Raw genomic sequence first — 15,935 nt, forward strand, 5'->3', positions numbered from 1 at the left:
TCGCGATGAACGATGACACGGTTTGTATGACAAACCCCATCGCGAGCAAGCTCGCTCCCACAGGTATTGGGTCAGGCCTTTAGGACCAAGGCTTGCAAAATGGCGGATATCTTAAAGCAAAACGGCGGCCAGAGGCCGCCGTTTAGTGGTTTGCGCAGATTTAGGCGGCAGGTGCCGGCTCTGTCTCTGGCGCAGGTTTTGGCAGCGAAGACAGGAAGGCCATGATCAGCGCGGCCAGATACGGCAGCGACTGCACCAGCAACATGGTCACCCAGAAGCGCATGTCGTTGCTCGGGATGCCCTGCACCAGGTAAATCCCCAGCGCCGCGCCCCACAACAGCAGCATGATGAACAGCTCTTCGCGCGCTTCCGAAATCGCTACCCAGAAGCCGTGGTTGTCGGCATTTTTCGGGGTGCGGAAAAACGGAATGCTGCTGGTGAAGAAGCCGTACAGCACGGCTTTGGCGATGGTATGAGACAACGCCAGCCCGGCCAATGCCGCGCAGAATGCGTCCTTCAGGTTGACCCCGACCGCACGGCGGTAGAGGAAAATGATTTTGCCCACCTTGAACACGAACAGCGCCAAGGGCGGGATTGCGAAGATCAGCAGCGGTGGATCGACCCGTTGCGGCACGATGATCATTGCCGCCGACCAGAGCAGGGCGCCGACCGTGAAGAAGATGTTCATGCCGTCCGCCACCCACGGCAACCAGCCCGCGAGGAAGTGGTAACGCTGGCCACGGGTCAGCTCGGTGTCCTTGCCGCGCAACAGGCTGGCGGTGTGCCGCTTGATGATCTGAATCGCTCCGTAGGCCCAGCGGAAACGCTGCTTCTTGAAGTCGATAAAGGTATCGGGCATCAGGCCCTTGCCATAACTGTTGTGGTGGTACGCCGCCGACAGGCCTTTTTCGAACACCCGCAGACCCAACTCGGCGTCTTCACAGATGCACCAGTCGGCCCAGCCGAGTTCTTCGAGCACCGAACGGCGGGTCATGGTCATGGTGCCGTGCTGGATGATCGCGTCACGGTCGTTGCGGGTGACCATGCCGATGTGGAAGAAGCCTTTGTATTCCGCGTAGCAGAGCTTCTTGAAGGTGCTTTCGTTCTGGTCGCGATAATCCTGCGGCGACTGCACGATGGCGATTTTCGGATCGGCGAAGTGCGGCACCATGTGCTTGAGCCAGTTCGGATCGACGCAGTAGTCGGAGTCGATCACGGCGATGACTTCGGCATCCTTGGCGGTGAGCGGCAGCAGGTAGTTCAGCGCGCCGCCCTTGAAACCGGCCAGTGGCGCGACGTGGAAGAACTTGAAGCGCGGGCCGAGGGTTTCGCAATAGGCCTGCACCGGTTCCCAGACCGCCGGGTCCTTGGTGTTGTTGTCGATGATCAGGACTTCGAAGTCCGGATAGTCGAGGTTGGCCAGGGCGTTGAGGGTCTGTTTGACCATCTCCGGCGGCTCGTTGTAGCACGGCACATGGATCGAGACTTTCGGGCGGTAGTCCGAATCGCCCACCACCGGCAGGAATTCACGCCGACGCTTGTGGGTCCAGACGGTCTCGGCCAGTTCGTGGGCTTCGGTCAGCAATACGATAAATACCCCGAGCGCACCGAGGGCGAGCAGGAAGCCCACCGTCAGGCTGAACCAGGTGCTGTATTGCTGGCTGTAGTCGTAACCGATCCACACCAGTGCCGAACCGCCGAGGAAAGCGGTGAAGGTCAGGAAGGTCCGACCGCGCTGGCGCAGGGCCGAGCCGTCGATCATCAGCAGGGTCAGGGACAACAACGCCAGGACGCCGGAGCCGACCGCCAGTACCCGCCATTGCGGGATCGCCACGACCGGGCCTTCGAAGTTGAATTTCTGCTGACGCGCGGCGTTGAACACGCCCCAATAAGCGCCCACCGAACCTTCGTCGCTGGCTTTCCATGGCTGGTCAAATGCTTCGATCACGAAGTAGTTGAAGCCCTGGCGGTTGAGCTTGTTCACCAGCGTACGCAGGTAAATCGCCTGGTCAGCCGGGGTCGCATCAGCACCACCGCGCATGCGGCCATTGCTCGGCCAGCCCACTTCGGAGAGCAGCAGCGGCTTTTTCGGGAACAGCTTTTTCAGGTCGCGGGCACGGTCCAGAACAAACTGACCGGCCTGGTCCACCGGGATGAATTCCCAATAAGGCAGGATGTGGGCCGCGATCAAGTCGACGTGCTTGGCCAGCATCGGGTTTTCTTCCCAGACGTGCCACTGCTCAGAGGTGGTCACCGGGACTTTGACGGATGCGCGCACGCGATCGAGGATCACGCTCAACTGCTCGGCGGTGATTTCCTTACGGAAGATCGCTTCGTTACCGACCACCACGCGTACGACGCTACGCGAACTGTTGGCCAGCTCGATGGCGCGCTGGATCTCGCGCTCGTTACGCTCAAGGTCCGGGCTGATCCAGATTCCGAGCGTCACGCGCAGGCCGAATTCTTCCGCCAGTTTCGGGATGTCCTCCAGCGTACCGTCGACGGAGTAGGTCCGAATGTTGTCGGTCAGCTTGCTCATGATCTCCAGGTCGCGACGCATTTCATCGTCGGACGGGAACTGGTTTTTCTGTGGGAACTGGCCTTGTTGGAACGGCGAGTAAGAAAAACCGGAGATCTGCTCAGGCCAGTTGGGGGTCGTGACCGGGCGGTTGATCAGCGCCCAGAAACCGGTGAACAGCGCGGCAATCGCCAGCACTATCACCAGGTTGAGTCCAAATTTACGCGATGACATAGCTATTTCGGGTTCCAAAAGGTGTGGAACGAGGGGACGGTTGGCACGCGCCAATCGGCGCGCATCCTACACTGGCCTTCTACTGACCGTACAGCAGACAGAAAAAAGCCCGACATTGGGCAAGTCAACTTCACTTAAGTTCTTTGTGTGACAAAAAATGTACAAGTGCTGGCTTAATTAAAGCAGGACTCGCTGCCGTTTATAGCGCAAAGATGTTCTTGGCACGCATCGGCCCTATAATGCGCGCCGGTTTTTAGGGTAGTGGTCATGAGTACAGAAGATCCGCGGTTTGCTGGCATTGCCCGTTTGTATGGCATCGAAGGCCTTGCGCGTTTGCGCGCGGCCCATGTGGCGATTGTTGGCGTCGGTGGCGTCGGTTCCTGGGCGGCGGAAGCCATGGCCCGTTGCGGCGTAGGCGAAATATCGCTGTTCGACCTCGATGACGTGTGCGTCAGCAACGTCAATCGTCAGTTGCACGCACTGGACAGCACCGTCGGCAAACCCAAGGTCGAGGTGATGGCCGAGCGCCTGCGCGGGATCAACCCGGAATGCACCGTGCACGCGGTGGCGGATTTCGTCACCCGCGAGACCATGGCCGAGTACATCACGCCAAATATCGACTGCGTGATCGACTGCATCGACAGCGTCAATGCCAAGGCAGCGCTGATTGCCTGGTGCAAGCGCCGCAAGATCCAGATCATCACCACGGGCGGTGCAGGCGGGCAGATCGATCCGACGCTGATCCAGGTGTGTGACCTGAACCGTACCTTCAATGACCCGTTGGCCTCGAAAGTGCGCTCCACGCTGCGTCGCGATTATGGTTTCTCACGCACCGTGACCCGCCATTACAGCGTGCCGTGCGTGTTCTCCACCGAGCAGCTGCGCTATCCGAAACCCGATGGCAGCATTTGCTTGCAGAAGAGCTTTGTCGGCGATGGCGTGAAACTCGACTGCGCCGGCGGCTTTGGTGCAGTGATGATGGTGACTGCGACCTTCGGCATGGTCGCCGCGACCAAGGCTGTGGATAAGATCGTGGCAGGCGTGCGCCGCCCGGCGGATCGGGTCAAGCCCCAAGCCGAAAGCTGAGCCCGCGTAGGAGCTGCCGCAGGCTGCGATCTTTTGATCTTTCTTTTGATCTTCGGCGTAGGTGATCGCGCTAAAGATCAAAAGATCGCAGCCTGCGGCAGCTCCTACGCGTCGTCGCTCAGGCTCCGCATTCGCTGTAATACGGCATTGAGACCATTACTGCGCGACGGCGACAGTTGTCGCGACAAACCCAACTGATTAAACCAATCCGGCAAATCCACCTGTTGCAACTCGGCAGCGGACAACCCGTTGACCCGCGCCAGCAGCAACGCCACCAACCCGCGAATCAACCGTGCATCGCTGCTGGCCGCAAATTGCCAATGGCCATCTTGCAGCGCGCCCACCAGCCACACCTGACTTTCGCAGCCGTGCACGCGGTTGGCCTCGGTCTTGTCTTCATCGCTCAACGCCGCAAGTCGTTCGCCCCATTGCATCAGCAGGCGAGCGCGTTGTTCCCAGCCAGCGGCGGCCTGAAAGATTTCCAGGGCCGCAACGGCATCAGCAGGCAGGTTCATCGCAATAATTCCAGCGCTTGATCGAGCGCTTCGAAAAAGCGCTCAAGGTCTTCCGAGTCGTTATACAGCGCCAACGAAACCCGAATCGCTCCCGCCAGCTCGAAGCTTTTCAATAACGGCATTGCACAGTGGTGCCCGGCGCGTACGGCGATGCCCTGTTCGGTGAGCAGATGCGCCAAATCGGCGTTGTGCACGCCTTCGACGACAAAACTGGCCAGCGCCAGTTGCGGTTTACCCAGCAGACGAATGCCATTGCGCGCCTGCAAGCCCTTCAACAGGTAGTCATGCAGTGCGGCTTCATGGGCAGACACCGCGTCCTGATCCAGTCCTGCCAGATAATCCAGGGTCGCGCCGAGGCCAATCACGCTGGCAATCGGTGGCGTGCCGGCTTCAAAGCCCAGTGGAGCCGGGCGGAAGCGCGCGTCGTGGTAGTTGGCGTCCAGCACCATCTCGCCGCCGAACTGCCACGGGCGCAGCTGTTGCAAGGCTTCGTTACGGCCATACAACACGCCGAGACCGTCCGGGCCATAAAGTTTGTGGCTGGAAAAAACATAGAAGTCGCAGCCCAGTGCCTGCACATCATGGCGGCCATGGACCACGCCTTGGGCGCCATCGATCACGGTCAAGGCGTTCTGCGCCTTGGCCAGCGCCAGCAACGGCGCTAACGGTTGCCAGGCGCCGAGCACGTTGGACAACTGACTGACCGCCAGCAACCGCGTGCGTGGGCCGATCAGTTGAGCGGCGGCGTCGAGATCGATCAGGCCGTCCACGTCCAGTGGCAACACCACCAGTTTCAGCTCGCGACGGTGGGCCAATTGCTGCCACGGCAACAGGTTGGCATGGTGTTCCAGGGCGCTGATGGCAATTTCATCGCCCGGGTTGAATGAGTGTTCCAGGCCATAGGCCAGGAGGTTCAGCGCGGAGGTCGCGCCGTGGGTAAAGATGATTTGCCCGCTTTCGCCAGCATTGAGCCAATGCGCGACTTTGCTGCGGCTGTCTTCAAACGCCTGTGTGGCGTGAGCGCCGGGCAGGTGTTGCGCACGATGGACGTTGGCCGCGCCGTTGGCGTAGTAGTGCACCAGCGCGTCGAGCAGGGCTTGGGGTTTCTGGGTGGTGGCGGCGTTGTCCAGATAGGTCTGGTCTTGCCGATGCAGAGCGGCGATGGCCGGAAAATCGGCGCGCCAGGGCGAAGTAATCATCATATGTTCGGCCCTGTGAACATGGGCGGGTGTAGGCCAGACCCTGTGGGAGCGAGCTTGCTCGCGAAGGCGTCCTTGAGGTCGCCAAAAGCTTCGCGAGCAAGCTCGCTCCCACAGGTGCCTGCGGCACTTAGTTGTGAGCGTGCAGCGCTTCGTTCAGTTCGATGGCCGATTTGTGGGTTTTGCATTCCACGGCCCCGGTCTGCGAATTGCGGCGGAACAGCAGGTCGGTTTGACCGGCCAGTTCACGGGCCTTCACCACTTTGACCAGCGTGTTGTTGGCGTCCAGCAGTGCCACTTTGGTGCCAGCGGTCACGTACAGGCCCGACTCGACGGTATTGCGGTCGCCCAACGGAATACCGATACCGGCGTTGGCACCGATCAGGCAGCCTTCGCCGACCTTGATCACGATGTTGCCGCCGCCCGACAGGGTGCCCATGGTCGAGCAGCCGCCACCCAGGTCCGAACCCTTGCCGACGAACACGCCAGCAGAGACGCGACCTTCGATCATGCCCGGGCCTTCGGTACCGGCGTTGAAGTTGATGAAACCTTCGTGCATGACGGTGGTGCCTTCGCCCACGTAGGCGCCCAGGCGGATGCGCGAGGCGTCAGCGATACGCACACCAGCCGGCACCACGTAATCGGTCATTTTCGGGAACTTGTCGACCGAGAACACTTCCAGCAGCTCGCCACGCAGACGCGCTTCGAGCTGGTGCTCGGCCAGTTCGTTCAGGTCGATTGCACCCTGACTGGTCCAGGCCACGTTCGGCAGCAATGGGAAGATCCCGGCCAGGTTCAGGCCATGTGGCTTGACCAGACGATGGGACAGCAGGTGCAGCTTGAGGTAGGCCTCAGGGGTGGAGCTCAGTTGTGCGTCTTCGGCCAGCAGGGTGGCGACCAGCGGCTTGTGGCTTTCGGCCAGACGGGTCAACAACGCCGCTTGTGCAGCGTCGACACCTTTCATGGCTTCAGCCAGTTGCGCGGCCTGAGCGGTGCTGAAAGCGATCGCCTGATTGCCTTCGGTGTAGCCCAGAATCGGAGCGATAGCGGCGACCAGCTCGGCCGATGGCTTGAGAACGGGGGCCGCGTAAAACACTTCCAGCCATGCGCCTTGACGGTTTTGAGTGCCGACACCAAAGGCCAGGCTGAACAGGGTAGTGGACATGTTTATACCTCTAACAAAATTGAACGGGCTGGCTTACTTGAGCGCTGCCGCGTAAATGTCTGGCTTGAAGCCAATCAGGGTTCGGTCACCGAGATCGAGCACCGGGCGCTTGATCATCGAAGGTTGTGCGAGCATCAGTTCGATCGCTTTCGTCTGGTCGAGATCGGCTTTGCGTTCGTCGTCGAGTTTGCGAAAGGTCGTGCCTGCACGGTTGAGCACCACTTGCCAGCCGTGCTCGTTGCACCACTGGGTCAGGTGTTCACGGTCGATTCCGGCCGTTTTGTAATCATGAAAATCAAAATGGACAGCGTGTTCATCGAGCCAGGTGCGCGCCTTTTTCATGGTGTCGCAGGCTTTGATGCCGAAAAGGTGCAACGTTTTGCTTGAAGCGGTCAAGGAATTGCCCCCCTTTGGAGGTGCTGAAAATAAAAGGTGACGGATTATGCCATGACCGGGCGGGTTCGGCGTCGGCGACGACCGGGCTTTGTCGCATTGCCAATGGCAGCTGTCAGCAGGCAGCTTAAGCGACCAATATGGCACTTCAACGGCAATTGATTGGGAGCCCTGAACAGATTTCATGTGGGAACTGCCGCAGGCTGCGATCTTTTGATTTTCGGCGCCCTTGATGACGCCAAAAGATCGCAGCCTGCGCCAGCTCCGGGCTATGCGGTTGTTATCGACGACGCTGGATGAACGCGCGAATCCGCTCTGCTGCCTCAACGCACTCCGCCAAAGGCGCGACCAATGCCAGGCGTACCCGGCCTGCACCCGGATTGAAACCGTCAACCTCACGGGACAGATAAGACCCCGGCACCACCGTCACATGTTCTTCAACAAACAGGTCGCGGCAGAACGCGGCATCATCACCTTCAACATTTGGCCACAGGTAGAAACCGCCGTCCGGGCGCTGTACATCCATGACCGGGCTGAGGATTTCCAGTACCGCATCGTATTTCTCACGGTACAGCGCACGGTTGGCGCGTACGTGAACTTCGTCGTTCCAGGCGGCGATGCTGGCGAGTTGGGTCTGAACCGGCATGGCGCAGCCGTGGTAAGTGCGATAAAGCAGGAAGCCCTTGAGGATTTCCGCATCGCCCGCGACGAAGCCAGAGCGCAGGCCCGGCAGGTTGGAACGCTTGGACAGGCTGTGGAAGACCACGCAGCGTTTGAAGTCCTTGCGGCCCAGTTCCACGCAGGCGCTGAGCAGGCCTGGCGGTGGTGTCTGTTCGTCGAAGTACAGCTCGCTGTAGCACTCGTCGGCAGCGATCACAAAATCGTGTTCGTCGGCCAGGGCGATCAGCTTCTTCAGGGTTTCGACCGGGATCAGCGCGCCAGTCGGGTTGCCCGGCGAGCACAGGAACAGAATCTGGCAGCGTTTCCAGATGTCGTCCGATACCGCGTCGAAGTCCGGGTTGAAGCCGTTTTCATCCAGGCACGGCAGGTAATGCGGCTTGGCGCCTGCGAGGAACGCTGCGCCTTCATAGATCTGGTAGAACGGGTTCGGGCTGACGATCAGTGCGTCGTCGCCGCGGTTGATCACGGTCTGAGTGAAGGCGAACAGCGCTTCGCGAGTGCCGTTGACTGGCAGTACGTTGCGCGCCGGGTCGATCCAGCCACTCGGTACGCCAAAGCGACGCTCGCACCAGCCTGCAATGGCTTCACGCAGGGCCGGGATGCCAAGCGTGGTCGGGTACACCGCCATCTGATCCAGATTGCTCGCCAGTGCTTCGGCCACAAAGCTTGGCGAACGGTGCTTTGGCTCACCGATGGACAGCGCAATCGGGCGCTTGTCAGGGTTTGGCGTCACCGCACCGAGCAGGGCACGCAGTTTCTCGAACGGGTAAGGCTGGAGCTGGTTCAGAGCGTTGTTCATCGGTGCAGGGTCTCGTTCAATGTGGGAGCGAGCCTGCTCGCGATAGCAATAGATCAGTCACTGGCGATGCTGAATGGACTGACGCCATCGCGAGCAGGCTCGCTCCCACAGGGGAAAGTGGGTTAATTCAAATACTCAGGCGCGACAATTCGATAGAGGGCTCGGGGCTGACGCTCAGTTGTTCGACGATCGCATCCTGCAAACGGCTGCACAGCTGTGGGTCGGACAGCGGGTGGTTGTTCGCGTCGGTGATGAAGAACACGTCTTCGACCCGCTCGCCGAGGGTGGCGATCTTGGCGTTCTGTAGCGACAGGTCGAACTCGAGAAAGATTGTTCCTATCCGCGCCAGCAGGCCTGGACGGTCAGGGGCGCTGAGTTCCAGCACCGTCACCTGGCGCTGGGCGTCGTTGTGGATCGTCACTTGCGGTGCGAAGGCGAAATGCTTGAGCTGGCGTGGCACCCGACGCTGGATGATGGTCGGGTAGTTGTCCGGGTTGCGCAAGGCTTCGGTCAGGCCGTCGCGGATCTGCTTGACCCGCGCCGGGTTGTCGCCAATCGAGTCGCCGTCGGTGTCGAGCACGATGTAGGTGTCGAGGGTGAACTGGCTGCTGGAGGTAATCACCCGGGCGTCGTGAATGTTCAGGTTGAGCTGGTCCATCGCTGCCACGGTCACGGCGAAGAAGTCGTGCTGGTCCGGTGCATAGATGAAAATTTGCGTGCCGCCTTCGAACTCGCGCTGGGTGGTTTCCTTGATCAGCACCAATGGCCCGCCGTCGGCCGGCTGCTGGAGGATTGCATCACTGTGCCAGGCCACGTCGCCAGCGGTGTGACGCAGGAAATAATCATCGCCCAGTTGCGACCAGAGTTGTTCGACATCGTCCGGGTCGGTGCCGCCGCGTACCAGAATATCCAGGGCGGCACTTTGGGTCTGGCGAATCTGCTCTTCGCGATCGACCGGGTTTTCCAGGCCGCGACGCAAGGCACGCTTGGTTTCGGTGTAGAGCTGGCGCAACAGGCTGGCGCGCCAGGAGTTCCACAGCGTCGGGTTGGTGGCGTTGATGTCGGCGACGGTCAGCACATACAGGTAATCGAGGCGGGTTTCGTCGCCGACGATCTGCGCGAAGTCGTGGATCACTTGCGGGTCGGACAGGTCCTTGCGCTGGGCGGTGGTCGACATCACCAGGTGGTTTTGCACCAGCCAGACAATCAGTCGGCTGTCCCACATGGGCAATTGATGCCGCTGGCAGAACGCTTCGGCGTCGACCGCGCCGATATCCGAGTGATCGCCATGCCGGCCCTTGCCAATGTCGTGGTACAGCCCGGCGAGGTAGATCAGCTCGGGCTTGGGCAGCTTGCCCATGAGCTTGCTGGCCAGCGGGAATTTCTCGGACACCTGAGTGTACTGCAGCTTGCGCAGGTGTTTGATCAGGTTCAGGGTGTGGGCGTCGACCGTATAAATATGGAACAGGTCGTGCTGCATCTGCCCGACGATAAAACCGAACTCTGGCAGGTAGCGCCCAAGAATGCCGTAACGGTTCATCCGTCGCAGATTGCGGTGGATGCCGATCTTGCACTTGAACAGTTCGATGAACAGGCTGGTGTTGCGAATATCGTTGCGAAAATCGTCATCGATGAGGTGCCGGTTTTCCCGCAGCAGACGAATGGTGTCAGCCCGCACGCCTTTGATTTCCGGCTGTTGGGCCATCAGCACAAAGATTTCCAGCATGGCAAACGGCGTGCGCCTGAACACGTTGGTGTTGATTGCCTCGATGTAGCCGTCATGCAACTGGAAGCGCGAGTTGATCGGTTGCGGCGGCGCTTCATCTTCCGGTGCGAGGATGACTTCCTCGAAATGCTGGATGATCAGGTCGCTGAGCTGGGCAATGCTCATCACCACCCGGTAGTACTGTTGCATGAAATTTTCGATGGCGTGTTTCGCGTCCTCGCCTTCGAAGCCCAGCAGCCCGGCAATCGAGCGCTGGTGGTCGAACAGCAAGCGATCCTCGGAGCGGCCAGCGAGCATGTGCAGGGCGTAGCGAACCTTCCAGAGAAATTCCTGGGACGAGGCCAGCAGGGCGTTTTCGCTTTCGACCAGGAAGCCTTCGCCAGCGAGGGCGCGCAGGTTCAGCGTGCCGTATTGGCGGCGTGCCACCCAGAGAATCGTCTGAATATCCCGTAGGCCGCCAGGCGAACCTTTGACGTTGGGTTCCAGGTTGTATTCGGTGTCGTTGTATTTGTGGTGACGCGCTTTTTGTTCGGCGTGTTTGGCCAGGAAGAACTCCTTGGCCGGCCACATGTGTTCGGTGCTGGTGACATCGAGCATGCGCTGACGCAGATGCTCGGGGCCCGCAATGGTGCGGCTTTCCATCAGGTTGGTGATGACCGTCAGGTCGGCGCGGGCTTGTTCGGCACATTCGTCCACCGAGCGCACGCTCTGGCCAACTTCCAGGCCGATGTCCCACAGCAGCGTCAGAAAACGCTCGATGGAATCGCGGAAAACTTCGTGATCGGCGTTGTCCAGCAGGATCAGCAAATCGATATCGGAGTACGGGTGCAATTCGCCACGACCGTAGCCGCCGACCGCGACCAGCGCGATGTCGGCGTCCTCGCTCCAGTCGAACTGCTCCCAGGCCTTTTGCAGGATGTTATCGACGAACCAGGCGCGATCCTCGATCAGTCGCCGAATATCGCGCCCGCTGCGAAAGCGCTCGTCGAGCACCTCGCGCGCCTGGCGTATCGCCTTCTTGAAGGCCGCAATCGGGCTAGCCTTCAGGGCCAGTTCAGCCTGGAACTGGCCGCGGTCGAAGAGTTCGGGGTCCACCTGCGGCATCGATTGGCTTTCCTTTCTATTGGCTGGGTGCGGAGCTCGTCAGATCAGGCTGAAACGCGAGGGATGGTGTCATCGCGGCGCAATGTGAAGATCTCATAGCCGGTGGCGGTCACCAGCAGCGTGTGTTCCCACTGGGCGGACAATTTGCGGTCCTTGGTGATCGCGGTCCAGCCGTCGCCCAGCACTTTGGTGTCGGCGCGACCCTGGTTGATCATCGGCTCGATGGTGAAGGTCATGCCTTCCTTGAGTTCCATACCGGTGCCGGCGCGGCCGTAATGCAGGATTTGCGGTTCTTCGTGGAACACCTTGCCGATGCCGTGACCGCAGAACTCGCGAACCACCGAGAAGCCGTTCTTTTCAGCGTGCTTCTGGATGACTTCGCCGATATCGCCGAGGCGGCAGCCAGGCTTGACCAGTTCGATGGCCTTGTACATGCATTCCTGGGTGACTTGCGACAGACGCTCGGCCCAGACCGGCACGTTGCCGACATGGAACATGCGACTGGTGTCGCCGTGATAGCCATCTTTGATCACGGTGACGTCGATGTTCAGCGTGTCGCCATCTTTAAGCGGTTTCTCGTTCGGGATGCCGTGGCAGACCACGTGGTTGATCGAGGTGCAGATCGACTTCGGAAAGCCTTTGTAGTTGAGCGGGGCAGGGATGGCTTGCTGCTCGTTGACGATGTAGTCGTGGCAGATGCGGTCCAGCTCCTCGGTCGTGACCCCGGGTTTGACGTGGTCGGCAATCATTTCCAGCACATCGGCGGCAAGTTTGCCGGCGATACGCATTTTTGCGATGTCCTCTGGGGTTTTGAGGGTGACGGTCATACAGGCTCTCTCTACGCTCAGTGGCGCTTTCTATACGGAATGGGCTCTGCGTGATGCTGCTCGCAGCCCTGAAAAACGCGATTCTAACAGACGATCACGGCAAATCTGCGCCTCTGTGCATCGCTTCTCTCTATAGAATGGCGCATTCTGGGAGGATTCCAAGGGGCGGGGGCAAAAGTGCTTATCCGGTTTTAAGAATCCGGGTTTCGTTTTCGCCCTCCTTGTGATATAAAATGCGCCGCTTTCCGGGGATACCCTGAAAAGCCTAAATCCACACACGTGTCGACACGATGACCTGGGTGCCTTCAGCTGATGCTGCTGGTTGGTCATTGGGATACGTGGAGGCCAAACCCGACTTATTAAGGAACTATCATGTCCCAAGTCAACATGCGCGATATGCTGAAGGCCGGTGTGCACTTCGGTCACCAGACCCGTTACTGGAACCCGAAAATGGGTAAATACATTTTCGGTGCGCGTAACAAGATCCACATCATCAACCTTGAAAAAACCCTGCCAATGTTCAACGAAGCTCTGACTTTCGTAGAGCGTCTGGCCCAGGGCAAAAACAAGATCCTGTTCGTCGGCACCAAGCGTTCCGCTGGCAAGATCGTTGCTGAAGAAGCAGCACGTTGCGGTTCGCCGTACGTCGATCATCGCTGGTTGGGCGGCATGCTGACCAACTTCAAAACCATCCGTGCTTCCATCAAGCGTCTGCGTGACCTTGAAGTGCAAGCCGAAGACGGTACTTTCGCCAAGCTGACCAAGAAAGAGGCGCTGATGCGCACTCGCGACCTGGAAAAGCTGGATCGTTCCCTGGGTGGTATCAAGGACATGGGCGGTCTGCCTGACGCACTGTTCGTTATCGACGTTGATCACGAGCGCATCGCGATCACCGAAGCCAACAAGCTGGGCATCCCGGTTATCGGCGTAGTCGATACCAACAGCAGCCCGGAAGGCGTTGACTACATCATCCCAGGCAACGATGACGCAATCCGCGCTATCCAGCTGTACATGGGTTCGATGGCTGACGCTGTAATCCGCGGTCGCAACCACGTTGCTGGCGGCACCGAGCAGTTCGTTGAAGAAGCTCCGGTAGCAGCAGCTGAGTAATTGACGCCTTGGCGTTGACTCAGTAAGCAAAAAGGGGGCTTGGCCCCCTTTTTGCCACCTCGAAAACCACTTGTTGGCACCTGTTTTTAGGGGCGCCGCTACTGCAGCTGTCATGTGCAGCAGCTAACAAGGGTAGTTCGGGAAGAATTGAACGCCCGTTCGATCGGGTGGAATGGTTGATAACCTATCCAAGAGGAATTTTGAAATGGCAGAGATTACTGCAGCGTTGGTCAAAGAACTGCGCGAGCGTACTGGCGAAGGCATGATGGACTGCAAGAAAGCCTTGACCAAGGCTGGCGGCGACATCGAAAAAGCCATTGATGACATGCGTGCTTCGGGCGCCATCAAGGCAGCCAAAAAAGCAGGCAACGTTGCTGCTGAAGGCGCTATCGCTCTGAAGGAAGACGGTAAATCCGCTGTTCTGCTGGAAGTGAACTCGCAGACCGACTTCCTGGCCCTGCAGGACGACTTCAAGGCATTTGTTGCTGCAAGCGTTGAAAAAGCGTTCGCCGACAAGCTGGTAGATGTTGCTCCGCTGATCGAAGCTCAAGAAGCTGATCGTCTGGTACTGGTCGGCAAGGTTGGCGAAAACGTCAACATCCGTCGTCTGTCACGCGTTGAAGGTGACGTTGTTGGTGGTTACCTGCACGGCAACAAGATCGGTGTTGCAGTTGTCCTGAAAGGCGGCAGCGTTGAGCTGGCCAAGGACATCGCTATGCACGTAGCGGCCACCAACCCTGAATTCCTGCTGCCATCGGAAGTTTCCGCTGAAGCGGTCGAGCGCGAGAAAGGCGTGTTCCTGACGCTGAACGCTGACAAGATCGCCGGCAAGCCGGAAAACATCGTTGAAAACATGGTCAAAGGCCGTATCAGCAAGTTCCTGGCCGAAGCCAGCCTGGTTGAGCAGGCGTTCGTCAAGAACCCTGAAATCAAGGTCGGCGAGCTGGCCAAGAAAGCCGGTGCTGAAATCGTTTCCTTCACCTACTTCAAAGTAGGCGAAGGCATCGAGAAGCCAGTAGACAACTTCGCTGAAGAAGTTGCTGCCCAGCTGGCTGCTGCCAAGTCGTAAGACAGTTTTTCAACTGTCGCCCTGAAGAGGCTGCCCGCTAATGCGCGCAGCCTCTTTTCAGATGGGGAAGCCAATTTATTTGGTTTTCCGTCGGAACTGGCTTACAAAGCCGTGTTCCGATGGCGCTGTGATAGCGTCACGTTAGAGTGAACGCAGGCTGCAAACAGCCCGCAAAGAATTTTTTAAAATACGCCGCAGGAGAGATTCGCAATGGCTCAGCAGGGCAGTGGTTATCAGGCTCGCTATAAACGCATTCTACTCAAGCTTAGCGGCGAGGCCCTGATGGGCTCCGAAGAGTTCGGGATCGACCCCAAGGTTCTGGATCGCATGGCGCTGGAAGTCGGCCAGCTGGTCGGTATCGGTGTTCAGGTCGGTCTGGTGATCGGTGGTGGCAACCTGTTCCGCGGCGCGGCACTGAGTGCGGCCGGCATGGATCGGGTGACTGGCGACCACATGGGCATGCTGGCCACTGTGATGAACGCCCTGGCCATGCGCGACGCGCTGGAACGTGCGAATATCCCGGCCATCGTGATGTCGGCTATTTCCATGGTGGGCGTGACCGATCATTACGATCGCCGCAAAGCCATGCGTCACCTGAACGCCAAGGAAGTGGTCATTTTCGCTGCCGGTACCGGCAACCCGTTCTTCACCACAGACTCGGCAGCTTGCCTGCGAGCGATCGAGATCGATGCTGACGTCGTGTTGAAAGCGACCAAGGTTGATGGTGTGTACACCGCTGACCCATTCAAAGACCCGCATGCCGAGAAGTTCGATCATCTGACCTACGATGAAGTGCTGGATCGCAAGCTGGGCGTGATGGATCTGACGGCTATTTGCCTATGCCGCGACCACAAAATGCCGCTGCGCGTATTTAACATGAACAAGCCCGGCGCCCTGCTGAACATTGTGCATGGCGGCGCTGAAGGAACCCTGATCGAGGAAGGCCAACAATGATCAACGAAATCAAGAAAGACGCTCAAGAGCGCATGCAGAAATCCGTGGAATCGCTGGCGCACAACTTCGGTCGTATCCGTACCGGCCAGGCGCACCCAAGCATTCTGGAAGGCGTGATGGTGCCGTACTACGGTGCTGACACCCCGATCAAGCAGGTAGCCAATATCACCGTTAAAGACGCCCGTACCCTGCAAGTTGTTGCCTTTGAGCGCAACATGCTGGGTGCCGTCGACAAGGCCATCGGTAGCGCCGGTCTGAACCTGAACCCGACCAACCTCGGCGAGTTGCTGCTGATTTCCATGCCTGCCCTGACGGAAGAGACCCGCAAGGGTTTCACCAAGCAGGCTCGTGACGTCGCTGAGGACGCTCGTGTTGCGGTACGCAACATCCGTCGCGATGCAAACAGCCAGCTCAAGGATTTGGTCAAGGAAAAGGAAATCAGCGAGGACGAAGAGCGTCGCGCCACTGGCGAGATTGACGATTTGACCAAAAAGTACGTGGCTAAAATCGACGCGGACTTGGCGCAAAAAGAAAAAGACCTGATGGCCGTATAAG

13 protein-coding genes are annotated in these 15,935 nt (G+C 59.1%); 5 read left to right on the plus strand and 8 right to left on the minus strand.

The window, feature by feature from the left end; genetic code table 11:
- Window positions 1-160: 160 nt before the first annotated feature.
- Window positions 161-2,752: a glycosyltransferase gene (locus tag AC1RPZ_RS09625; protein WP_493136813.1), complete on the minus strand. Its 2,592-nt coding sequence runs from the start codon at window positions 2,750-2,752 to the stop codon at window positions 161-163.
- Window positions 2,753-3,019: 267 nt separating this feature from the next.
- Between AC1RPZ_RS09625 and tcdA the strand changes: the two genes are divergently transcribed.
- Window positions 3,020-3,838 carry a tRNA cyclic N6-threonylcarbamoyladenosine(37) synthase TcdA gene (gene tcdA / locus AC1RPZ_RS09630; RefSeq protein WP_493136814.1) on the plus strand — a complete coding sequence of 273 codons (819 nt, stop codon included), beginning with the start codon at window positions 3,020-3,022 and terminating at the stop codon, window positions 3,836-3,838.
- A 104-nt stretch (window positions 3,839-3,942) separates the two neighbouring features.
- Here the strand turns inward: tcdA and AC1RPZ_RS09635 are convergent, their stop codons facing one another.
- The 7 genes from AC1RPZ_RS09635 to map form a co-directional block, all read right to left on the minus strand.
- Window positions 3,943-4,353, minus strand: coding sequence for a SufE family protein (locus AC1RPZ_RS09635; RefSeq protein WP_493136815.1), 411 nt, complete (start codon window positions 4,351-4,353; stop codon window positions 3,943-3,945).
- Window positions 4,350-5,555 (minus strand): aminotransferase class V-fold PLP-dependent enzyme, encoded by a 1,206-nt coding sequence (locus AC1RPZ_RS09640; RefSeq protein ID WP_493136816.1) that lies wholly within the window; start codon window positions 5,553-5,555, stop codon window positions 4,350-4,352. Before AC1RPZ_RS09640 ends, AC1RPZ_RS09635 begins: the two co-directional genes overlap by 4 nt.
- Window positions 5,556-5,682: 127 nt before the next feature.
- Entirely contained in the window at window positions 5,683-6,717 is a 1,035-nt protein-coding gene (gene dapD, locus AC1RPZ_RS09645) for a 2,3,4,5-tetrahydropyridine-2,6-dicarboxylate N-succinyltransferase (RefSeq protein ID WP_493136817.1), read from the minus strand.
- Between the two features lie 33 nt (window positions 6,718-6,750).
- Window positions 6,751-7,059, minus strand: a complete 309-nt coding sequence (locus AC1RPZ_RS09650) for an arsenate reductase (RefSeq protein ID WP_493136844.1) — start codon at window positions 7,057-7,059, stop codon at window positions 6,751-6,753.
- Window positions 7,060-7,390: 331 nt separating this feature from the next.
- Entirely contained in the window at window positions 7,391-8,590 is a 1,200-nt protein-coding gene (gene dapC, locus AC1RPZ_RS09655) for a succinyldiaminopimelate transaminase (protein WP_493136818.1), read from the minus strand.
- Between the two features lie 127 nt (window positions 8,591-8,717).
- The gene (locus AC1RPZ_RS09660; protein ID WP_493136819.1) at window positions 8,718-11,420 is read right to left on the minus strand and encodes a [protein-PII] uridylyltransferase; all 2,703 of its coding nucleotides are present in this window, start codon (window positions 11,418-11,420) and stop codon (window positions 8,718-8,720) included.
- Window positions 11,421-11,464: 44 nt separating this feature from the next.
- Window positions 11,465-12,247, minus strand: a complete 783-nt coding sequence (map, locus tag AC1RPZ_RS09665) for a type I methionyl aminopeptidase (protein WP_493136820.1) — start codon at window positions 12,245-12,247, stop codon at window positions 11,465-11,467.
- A gap of 372 nt (window positions 12,248-12,619) precedes the next feature.
- Between map and rpsB the strand changes: the two genes are divergently transcribed.
- From rpsB to frr, 4 genes are all read left to right on the plus strand, one after another.
- Entirely contained in the window at window positions 12,620-13,357 is a 738-nt protein-coding gene (gene rpsB, locus AC1RPZ_RS09670; protein WP_003219330.1) for a 30S ribosomal protein S2, read from the plus strand.
- Window positions 13,358-13,562: 205 nt separating this feature from the next.
- Window positions 13,563-14,426, plus strand: coding sequence for a translation elongation factor Ts (gene tsf / locus AC1RPZ_RS09675; RefSeq protein WP_493136821.1), 864 nt, complete (start codon window positions 13,563-13,565; stop codon window positions 14,424-14,426).
- A gap of 210 nt (window positions 14,427-14,636) precedes the next feature.
- Entirely contained in the window at window positions 14,637-15,380 is a 744-nt protein-coding gene (gene pyrH / locus AC1RPZ_RS09680; protein WP_489376591.1) for a UMP kinase, read from the plus strand.
- Window positions 15,377-15,934, plus strand: a complete 558-nt coding sequence (frr, locus tag AC1RPZ_RS09685; protein WP_305385744.1) for a ribosome recycling factor — start codon at window positions 15,377-15,379, stop codon at window positions 15,932-15,934. Before pyrH ends, frr begins: the two co-directional genes overlap by 4 nt.
- The last annotated feature ends 1 nt before the right edge of the window (window position 15,935 follow it).

This window comes from Pseudomonas sp. GW822-FHT02D10 (assembly GCF_058802345.1).

Bases quoted from the DNA above. Each gene is read 5' to 3' on its own strand.
- AC1RPZ_RS09625 (WP_493136813.1), bottom strand. From the start codon at position 2,752: ATGTCATCGCGTAAATTTGGACTCAACCTGGTGATAGTGCTGGCGATT.
- tcdA (WP_493136814.1), top strand. From the start codon at position 3,020: ATGAGTACAGAAGATCCGCGGTTTGCTGGCATTGCCCGTTTGTATGGC.
- AC1RPZ_RS09635 (WP_493136815.1), bottom strand. From the start codon at position 4,353: ATGAACCTGCCTGCTGATGCCGTTGCGGCCCTGGAAATCTTTCAGGCC.
- AC1RPZ_RS09640 (WP_493136816.1), bottom strand. From the start codon at position 5,555: ATGATGATTACTTCGCCCTGGCGCGCCGATTTTCCGGCCATCGCCGCT.
- dapD (WP_493136817.1), bottom strand. From the start codon at position 6,717: ATGTCCACTACCCTGTTCAGCCTGGCCTTTGGTGTCGGCACTCAAAAC.
- AC1RPZ_RS09650 (WP_493136844.1), bottom strand. From the start codon at position 7,059: ATGAAAAAGGCGCGCACCTGGCTCGATGAACACGCTGTCCATTTTGAT.
- dapC (WP_493136818.1), bottom strand. From the start codon at position 8,590: ATGAACAACGCTCTGAACCAGCTCCAGCCTTACCCGTTCGAGAAACTG.
- AC1RPZ_RS09660 (WP_493136819.1), bottom strand. From the start codon at position 11,420: ATGCCGCAGGTGGACCCCGAACTCTTCGACCGCGGCCAGTTCCAGGCT.
- map (WP_493136820.1), bottom strand. From the start codon at position 12,247: ATGACCGTCACCCTCAAAACCCCAGAGGACATCGCAAAAATGCGTATC.
- rpsB (WP_003219330.1), top strand. From the start codon at position 12,620: ATGTCCCAAGTCAACATGCGCGATATGCTGAAGGCCGGTGTGCACTTC.
- tsf (WP_493136821.1), top strand. From the start codon at position 13,563: ATGGCAGAGATTACTGCAGCGTTGGTCAAAGAACTGCGCGAGCGTACT.
- pyrH (WP_489376591.1), top strand. From the start codon at position 14,637: ATGGCTCAGCAGGGCAGTGGTTATCAGGCTCGCTATAAACGCATTCTA.
- frr (WP_305385744.1), top strand. From the start codon at position 15,377: ATGATCAACGAAATCAAGAAAGACGCTCAAGAGCGCATGCAGAAATCC.